The organism is Curtobacterium sp. RIT-PI-V (assembly GCF_025642935.1).
Taxonomy (GTDB): domain Bacteria; phylum Actinomycetota; class Actinomycetes; order Actinomycetales; family Microbacteriaceae; genus Curtobacterium.
The window spans coordinates 24,211-30,781 of sequence record NZ_JANZKM010000035.1; the positions used below are offsets into that span (position 1 = coordinate 24,211).

6 protein-coding genes are annotated in these 6,571 nt (G+C 71.8%); 3 read left to right on the forward strand and 3 right to left on the reverse strand.

Annotation, left to right across the window (positions count from 1 at the left end):
* Positions 1–22: 22 nt before the first annotated feature.
* Entirely contained in the window at positions 23–1,216 is a 1,194-nt protein-coding gene (locus OGL88_RS16305) for an acyl-CoA dehydrogenase family protein (RefSeq protein ID WP_263092146.1), read from the forward strand.
* Positions 1,217–1,318: 102 nt separating this feature from the next.
* Here the strand turns inward: OGL88_RS16305 and OGL88_RS16310 are convergent, their stop codons facing one another.
* Entirely contained in the window at positions 1,319–3,349 is a 2,031-nt protein-coding gene (locus OGL88_RS16310; RefSeq protein ID WP_263092147.1) for a S9 family peptidase, read from the reverse strand.
* Positions 3,346–4,242: a patatin-like phospholipase family protein gene (locus tag OGL88_RS16315; RefSeq protein WP_263092148.1), complete on the reverse strand. Its 897-nt coding sequence runs from the start codon at positions 4,240–4,242 to the stop codon at positions 3,346–3,348. The genes OGL88_RS16310 and OGL88_RS16315 overlap by 4 nt, the downstream gene beginning before the upstream one ends.
* Before the next feature lie 160 nt (positions 4,243–4,402).
* Here OGL88_RS16315 and OGL88_RS16320 point away from each other — a divergent pair, with 160 nt between their 5' ends.
* Both OGL88_RS16320 and OGL88_RS16325 read left to right on the forward strand, forming a co-directional pair.
* Positions 4,403–5,164, forward strand: a complete 762-nt coding sequence (locus OGL88_RS16320; protein WP_263092149.1) for a hypothetical protein — start codon at positions 4,403–4,405, stop codon at positions 5,162–5,164.
* Positions 5,165–5,205: 41 nt separating this feature from the next.
* A complete protein-coding gene (locus tag OGL88_RS16325) occupies positions 5,206–5,391 on the forward strand; it encodes a hypothetical protein (RefSeq protein WP_205462139.1) in 186 nt (61 codons plus the stop codon).
* Positions 5,392–5,461: 70 nt separating this feature from the next.
* Here the strand turns inward: OGL88_RS16325 and OGL88_RS16330 are convergent, their stop codons facing one another.
* Complete coding sequence (locus OGL88_RS16330) at positions 5,462–6,493, reverse strand: NADPH:quinone reductase (RefSeq protein WP_263092150.1); 1,032 nt, start codon at positions 6,491–6,493, stop codon at positions 5,462–5,464.
* Between the last annotated feature and the right edge of the window lie 78 nt (positions 6,494–6,571).

Consider the following 6,571-nt stretch of genomic DNA (forward strand, 5'->3'; position numbering starts at 1 on the left):
AGAATGATGCATCGTTGGTTCCATGTCAACGCTGACGCCCACGGCGGGCCTCCTCGAATCGGACTTCTACGGCTTCCAACAACAGCTGACCGAGCCGGAGCGCGCGTCGATCGGGCGGCTCCGCGAGTACCTCGAGCGCGAGGTCGCGCCCATCGCCGACGGGTACTGGGCACGCGCCGAGTTCCCGATGCAGGTGATCGCGCCCCTCGCCGAGCTGGGCATGTACGGGCCGGGGATCCCGCTGGTGCGCCAGTTCGAGAACTCGGCCGTGTACCGCGGGTGGGCTGCGCTCGAACTCGGACGCGTCGACGCCAGCGTCGCGACGTTCATCGGTGTGCAGTCGGGTCTGGCGATGAACTCGATCGCCGTCGCCGGCAGCGAGGAACAGCAGCGCGAGTGGCTGCCGCGCATGGCCGCCGGCGAACTCATCGGGGCGTTCGGCCTGACCGAACCGCTGTCCGGCAGCGACTCCGCCCGTGGCCTGCGCACCACCGCCCGCCGCGACGGCGACTCGTGGGTGCTCGACGGCGAGAAGCGCTGGATCGGCAACGCCACCTTCGCCGACGTCGTCGTCATCTGGGCGAAGGACGTCGCCGACGAGCAGGTGAAGGGCTTCCTGGTCACCACGGACACCCCCGGCTTCACCGCCACCAAGATCGAGGACAAGATCGCGCTGCGTGGGGTGCAGAACGCCGACATCGTCATGCAGGGGGTGCGGGTGCCGGAGTCGCGTCGACTCCAGCGCGCCGACTCGTTCCGTTCGACGGCCGAGGTGCTCCGCCTGACCCGCACCGAGGTGGCCTGGCAGGCCGTCGGCATCGCGGTCGGCGCCTACGAAGCCGCCCTCGCCTACGCCCGCGAGCGGATCCAGTTCGGCAAGCCGATCGCGTCGCACCAGCTCGTGCAGGACCTGCTCGTGAAGTCGCTGTCGAACATCACCGCTTCGATCGCGCTCTGCACGCAGGCTTCGGCCATGCAGGACGCCGGCGTCGGGGGCGACGAGCACTCCGCCCTGGCGAAGGCGTTCGCGACCGCGAAGATGCGCGAGACCGTCGGCTGGTGCCGCGAGGTGCAGGGCGGCAACGGCATCGTGCTCGACAAGGGGGTCGCCCGGTTCTTCGCGGACGCCGAGGCGATCTACTCGTACGAGGGCACGCGCGAGGTGAACACGCTCATCGTCGGGCGGGCGATCACGGGCCAGGCCGCGTTCGTCTAGCGCGGGCGGACCCGGGTCGGTCGGGCGGATCCGACCCGGAACGACGTTCTCGATGTCGTGCGACGTCGATCGTGTCGTTCCGGGCCGACCCCCACGCCCGCGCTACCCGAGCAGCTCCGGCCGCTCCCACTCCTGGCCGAGCACGTGCTGCCCGAGGAACGCGAACACCGTCTCGTACCAGACCACGGCGTGCTGCGGCGAGAGCACCCAGTGGTTCTCGTCCGGGAAGTACAGGAACCGGTGCGGCATCGTGCCGTCGTCGGCCGCGTGGTGTTCCGCGAGTTCGGACCACAGTCGCAGCCCCTCGCCGATCGGCACCCGGTAGTCCTTGTCGCCGTGGACGACGAGCATCGGTGACGTGATGTCCGCCACGAAGCGGTGCGGGTCGTTGGCCTCGATGCCGGCGGAGTCGAAGATCGACGACCAGTACTGCGACGAGTCCGTGGTGCCGTTGAACTGGTCGAGCGCCCACAGGCTGGCGTGCGTGACGATCGCGCGGAACCGGTCGGTGTGCCCGGCGACCCAGTTGGCCATGTAGCCGCCGAACGAGCCGCCCATCGCCGCCGTACGGGCCTCGTCGATGTCCGCTCGGGCCTCGACCACGTCTGTGATCGCCATCAGGTCGGTGTACGGCGCCTGCCCCCACGCGTTCCACCCACGGTTCACGAAGTCGAGCCCGTAGCCTGTCGACAGCGCGGGGTCCGGCAGCAGCACGGCGTACCCGCGCGCCGCCAGGAGCATCGGGTTCCACCGCCACGACCACTGGTTCCACGAGTTGAGCGGCCCGCCGTGGATCCAGAGCAGCAGCGGGTGCGGCCCGTCACCCTCCGGCACGACCAGCCAGCCGCGTACGCGCGCGCCGTCGGCCGCGGTCGTCTCGACCTCTTCCAGGTGCGCGGGGACCTCTGGCAGGGGCGCGGGCGTCGCGAGCGGGGTCACCACGCCGTCGGTCGCGATCCGCACGGGGTGCAGCGGCGCCGCCCAGGAGGCCCGGAGCGCCACGACCACACCGCTCGCCTCCGCCACGCGCAGGCTCGAGTACGCCCAGTCGTCGTGGGTCAGCTGCTCGACGGCTGTGTCGTCGAGCGGGATGCGGAACACGGGTGCCCGGCCGTCATGGTCGGCCACGGCGAGCAGGGCGCGGTCGCCGTGCTCGAACACGAGCTCGCTCGGCCAGCGGTCCCAGTCGGTGGCGACGCGGCGCGGGTCCGAGCCGTCGATGCCGGCGGTCCAGACCTCTTGCTGGTGCGCGCCGGCGGGGGTGGAGCGCACCGTCCGGACCCACGCGATCGTGCGGCCGTCATGGCTCAGGGTGGGCATCTCGTGGTCGACGTCGACGTCGTCGAACAGCACCGTGCGGTGGCCGCTCGTGCAGTCGATCGTGACGAGCGTCGAGCGGTCCCCACGGGCCTCCCGGACGCCCACGGCTGCCAACAGGACGGACCCGTCGGGCGTGAGTGCCCCGGTGACGTGGTCCAGTGACCGGGCGGGTGCCGGCGTGCGGTCGACGGGCTGCGCGAGTTCGTCTGATCCGCCGGCCGTGTCGAGCGTGAGGACGTGGGTCTGGTCAGGGCCGAGGTCGTGGTCCCAGTACCGGACCGGGTACGTCTCGTGCAGGATCGCGCGGACCTTCTTGTCCGTGCGGGCCTTGCGGAGCTCGGCGTCGGCGTCGAGCACGGTCGCCGGGTCAGAGCCGGCACCCGGCAGCAGGTCGGCGGTGAGCGCGACGGTGTCGGCGGCCGCTGCGGTCGCGAGCACGCCGCCGACCCCGCCGGTGAGCCGCGTGAGGGGGCGGGCTTCACCACCGGCTGCCGGCAGGACCCAGAGCTGGGCGGCCTCGACGTCGGTGGCGTCGGCGTCGGGGCGGGCGGAGACGAAGAGCAGGTCGCCGGTCCGGGTGAAGGCGATGCCGCCCTCGCCCTTGGCGGACCGGGTGAGGCGGACGGGGGACGCGGGTGCGCCACCATGTCCCTTGCCGGCTGGCACCTGCCAGATCGAGCGCCGGTACCCGGTGCGATCCGGGTCGAGCGCACTGACCGTCAGGGCGACGCGCTCTCCGTCCGGGCTGATCGCGATCCCGTCGACCCGGGGGAGCGCGATGTACTGGTCGAGTTCGGAGAACGGCGTCGTCATGCGACCACGCTCACCAGGTCATCGGCCCAGAAGGCGGCGATCTGCTCGGCGACCGCTGTGCCCTGGGCGCGGCCGGCCTCGGCCGAGGGCGCCTGGGTGGCCAGTGAGAGCGAGTTGGTGCCGAAGGCTTCCTGCGCGGTGCTGTCGGCCACGACGACCTCGACCGAGCTGCCGCCGGCGCGGAGCGACTCGACCGCGACGTCGAGCCACGGGCCGACCGGAGACGGACCCTCGGGACCGCAGGCGATGACGAGGACACGCTCGTGTCCGGCGGCGGCGTCGGCGTTCGTGCCGGAGCGGACCCCGCCGTCGACGTACGGTCGCCCCTCGATGCCGACGGGCGACCACACGAACGGCACGGAGCAGCTCGCGGCGACCGCGCGGGGGAGCGGGACGCCGTCGGCTGCGGTCAGCAGCCGGAACGTGCCGTCGGTGGCGTCGACCGCGGTGATCGCGAGCGGCTTGGCCGGCCAGTCGGTGGACGGCAGGGTCTCGGCGAAGGTCGCCACGCGCTCGTCGTCGGACTGTCCGTCGGTGACCTGCTGGGCGGCGAGGCCGAGGCGGGCGCGGGCGTCCTGCTCGCCGGTCGCCCCCTCGAGCGCGGCACCGATCCGCTGCTGGACGGCGTCGGTGTCGATGGCCGGCGGCTCGACGTAGGTCGTCGGTGCGGGGGTGTGCTGCTGGTCGTACGCCTGCTGCACCGCGCGGTTCCGGACGAATGCGCCGACGACGCTGCCGGCGCTCGTGCCGACGACGAGGTCAGCAGCGTCGAGGTCGACGCCGGCGTCCTGCAGGGCGGACAGCACCCCGACCTCCCACGCGATCCCGGCGACGCCACCACCGCCCAGGACGAGGGCTCTGGATCCGGGAACGGGCGTGCTGGCATCGGTCATGGGTCTTGCTTACCAGCTGTGTGCGACGGGCCCGTGGAGGCCGACAGATCCTGTGGAGAACCGACCTGTGGACAACTCCGTCTGCGTCGGTGGCGTGACCTAGCGTCGTGGTCAGGGGCAACAGCGTTCAGGACGGGTCGGCACGGTCGGGTGGCCGATCGTGGTGGCGGCCGCGCCCACTGCGGCGTTCCAGCTGCCGAACCTGTTCGCCACCCCGGCGGTCCGACTGTCGCTCGTCGTGTTCGGGCTCGTCGTGCTGGCCGGTGCCGTGGCGGTGCAGGTGGTCCGGACCCGACGCAGCGACGCTGCGCGGTCGGTGGCCGAGGAGAACGCGACCGCGGCCGAACTCGAACAGTCGACGGCGGTCCGGTACGCGTTCGGCCAGATCGCCACCCGGCTCGTCCGGTTCACCGAACTGCCCCGTTCCGAGCGCCACGCCGAACTCTCCGTCGTCGCCGACCGCGTCGCCGTGGCCCTGGCGTTCTACCTGCTGCCGAAGGTGCCCGACGTCCGCGCCAACGTGTACCAGCTGTCCACCGATCTGCGTGCGCTCGAGCCGATCGGTCACGGCGGCGCCGGCGACACCGCCGGGGTCTTCCGCGCGGGCACGCCCTACGGCGACCGCAACCTCGAGTGGGTGCTGGTCGGGGGATCGCCCCGGATCGTCGGCGACCGCTCGGCCGACGTCGACGTGGACCAGGACGCGCCGGGCTTCGAACCGCGCTACTCGTCGTACGTCTCGGTGGTGATCCGGTCCGACCAGTACTCGTTCGGCATGCTCACCGTCGACTCCCCGGTCCCCGACGCTTTCACCGAACTCGACGCCAAGAACATCGCGATGATGGCGTCGTTCATGGCCATGGCGTTCTCGTTGACCTACTCGTTCCCCGAGCGCGACCGCAATCCAAGGAAAGGCCCGTGATGCTCACACGCTCTGTCGGACGCTCGACGTACGATGCCCTCATGACGACCGTGAACCCTGCTCCGCCGTCGTTCGGGCGTGCCCGGATCTCATCGCCCAACTGGAACGACACCACCACCGACGCCGACTACGAAGACCTCGACGTCATCGCCGCCAACCTCGAGCGCGAGCGCGAAGCAGCCCGGATCCGGGTCGCCGCAGCCATCGCCGCGCGCCTGGGTCGCTGACCCTTCCCGCATCGTCCACGACGAACGGCTCCCACGGGTGTGGGAGCCGTTCGTCGTCCGGGCGTGGAGGCTACTGCGCCTCGGGAACGTCGATCAGGACCTTGCCGACGGTGTCCTGCTCGACGGCGTCGTGCGCGTCCGCGGTGCGGGCGAGGTCGAAGCGGGTGAGCGGCAGACCCGCGTCCGCACCGACCGGCAGCACGCCGTCGTGCAGCGCCTCGGTGACGTCCTCGGCCGCGGCGGCCAGGGCCTCGTCGCCGATCGTGTAGAGCAGCAGGAACTGGTAGCGCGCGTTCACGCTCATGTTCGGGCGGATCGGCAGCGTCGCCTCGTCGCCGCCGTTGTTCGCGTAGATCGACACGACGCCGTGGTTCGCGAGGACGTCGGCGACCAGTTCGGCGTTCTGGGGGATCGACACCTCGACGACGATGTCGACGCCGTCCGGCGCGATCTCACGGATGCGGGTCGCGGCGTCGTCCTGTCGGTAGTTCACGACGTGGTGGGCACCCGCCGCGGTGGCGAGGGAGGCCTTGTCGTCCGAGCTGATCGTCGTGATCACCGTCGCGCCGGCCCAACGGGCGAGCTGGATCGCCGCGTGCCCCACCGCTCCGGCACCCCCGGCGACGAGCACCGTGACGCCGTCGAGCGCACCGGGGCCGAGTCGTGCGGGGCCGTCCTCGTGCGTCGTGAGGGCGCGGTGCGCGGTCATCGCCGGGACACCGAGCGAAGCGCCGACGTCGAAGCTCGTCTCGTCGGGCAGGCGGACCGCGCGGGTCTCCGGCACGACGGTGTACTCCTGCGCGGTGCCCGTCGGGCGCGAGGCGGCGGCCATGAAGAGCCACACGCGGTCGCCGACGGCGAGTTCCTCGACACCCGGGCCGACCGCGTCGACGACACCGGCGCCGTCCTGGTTCGGGGTGATCTCGGGGAAGGGCAGGCCGTCGCCGTAGGTGCCGCCCGCCCGTGCCTTCCAGTCCGTGGGGTTCACGCCGGAGACGACGACGCGGACGCGGACCTCGCCGGCGCCGGGTTCGGGCACGTCCCGCTCGACGAGTTCGAGGACGCTGCTGTCACCGGGCTTCGTGTAGACGATCGATCGCATGTCCCCAGGCAACCACTTGCCGCCGTCGGGGATTCCGAGTGTGGGCGTGGCGGCACTTCGTGAGCAGGAATGGTCGAG

What these genes read in the sequence shown, in the direction of transcription:
- OGL88_RS16305 (WP_263092146.1), top strand. Translation starts at nt 23, where the DNA reads ATGTCAACGCTGACGCCCACGGCGGGCCTCCTCGAATCGGACTTCTAC.
- OGL88_RS16310 (WP_263092147.1), bottom strand. Translation starts at nt 3,349, where the DNA reads ATGACGACGCCGTTCTCCGAACTCGACCAGTACATCGCGCTCCCCCGG.
- OGL88_RS16315 (WP_263092148.1), bottom strand. Translation starts at nt 4,242, where the DNA reads ATGACCGATGCCAGCACGCCCGTTCCCGGATCCAGAGCCCTCGTCCTG.
- OGL88_RS16325 (WP_205462139.1), top strand. Translation starts at nt 5,206, where the DNA reads ATGACGACCGTGAACCCTGCTCCGCCGTCGTTCGGGCGTGCCCGGATC.
- OGL88_RS16330 (WP_263092150.1), bottom strand. Translation starts at nt 6,493, where the DNA reads ATGCGATCGATCGTCTACACGAAGCCCGGTGACAGCAGCGTCCTCGAA.